The sequence below is a fragment of the Levilactobacillus paucivorans genome (genome assembly GCF_001437125.1).
In the GTDB taxonomy this organism is placed as follows: domain Bacteria; phylum Bacillota; class Bacilli; order Lactobacillales; family Lactobacillaceae; genus Levilactobacillus; species Levilactobacillus paucivorans.
In genome coordinates this window covers 1-1,234 of record NZ_JQCA01000125.1, presented here as the reverse complement: position 1 = coordinate 1,234, position 1,234 = coordinate 1, and the positions used below count along the sequence as shown (strand labels likewise).

The 1,234-nt window shown below is 33.4% G+C and carries 1 protein-coding gene; it reads right to left on the bottom strand.

Going from position 1 to position 1,234, the window contains the following annotated elements; genetic code table 11:
- Positions 1-288: 288 nt before the first annotated feature.
- The gene (locus IV54_RS09290; protein WP_057879082.1) at positions 289-1,125 is read right to left on the bottom strand and encodes a GIY-YIG nuclease family protein; all 837 of its coding nucleotides are present in this window, start codon (positions 1,123-1,125) and stop codon (positions 289-291) included.
- Positions 1,126-1,234: the final 109 nt, after the last annotated feature.

Below are 1,234 nucleotides of genomic sequence, written 5' to 3'. Positions count from 1 at the left end.
AAACATTCATCCTCAAAATATGTAACCTAGAAAAAAGGCCTCCAGTGTTAAACCGGAAGCCTTTTTTAGTATACCAATTTCTACTTCACATAAGGCGACTTATCCCAAGTAAACCCTTCACCCCCTGATAAAACAACGATCCGTTATTTGGCCTTTGTGAAAATTGCCGATGTGGGATTGGTATAGGTGAAAATCGCCCGAAAAATCAGAAAATCCACTTTGTGAAGTTAGCCATTCAAACGGCTATACCTTTACCTATAATCAGTGTATAAACCAATGAAAATTATTCTAATTTTCATTGTATCCAAATTTTTTATTTCTGGAATCAAACACTTTCTTCCACCAAGACTCACGACGCAAAATAAATGAATCATCCACTCTTGAATTATAATTTTCTAATATTGAATATTGAAAATTCTTTTTCACATATTCAAATCCAGCTTCTTTAATAAGCTCCTGTAGGCACTTATTCCCACCGTGACCATTACTAATGTAGCTTCTCCATCTATCTAAAAGCATGCCGTTTTTACTAGTTGCAGAACCAACATATAGCTTTCCATTAGATACATCACGAATTAAATATACCGCTTTTTGATTTGAAAGAGCGGTAATCCACTCACTTTTATTTTTTTCTAATACCAACTTTAACTGCTGATATGAAAGGCATACACTATCATAACCTGGAAAACCATCATTCTTATATACATCTGGTAAAACTTGAGAAACAACCAATTTTTCAAGTTTACTTTCCGCGTTAACAACTGAAGCTTGGAAATCTTTATGATATTTAATTAAAACCCTTCCATATAATGGACGATACCGTTTTAATTCCTTTCCAGCATAATTTATTCCATGAATTACACCTAACTCTTCCGTAACCAATTTAACTGTTGTCAGAAGATAAATATCTCCCTTTACTCTAACCAAATTAATTGCAACATCATTAACATTAAAATAACGTTTCTGATTTCTCCAAAATAACCATTGATTATTAATCAGCTCAGGATTCGCTTGAAACACGTCTATTGGATCTTCTTCGGTATTCCATTGATTAAACTTAATTTTTACATTTTCTAGGTTAGACAAACCTAACAAATCATTTAAATAAATAGCATGTGTACTCAACAAAAAAACTCCTAACCCTTATGAATTTAATGTTGACGGGTTACGGTTTTCCGTTCAGTTTAGAGGGAGTGACGTTTTGAGCGCAGAATTGTTCCCTGGAATCAGCTAT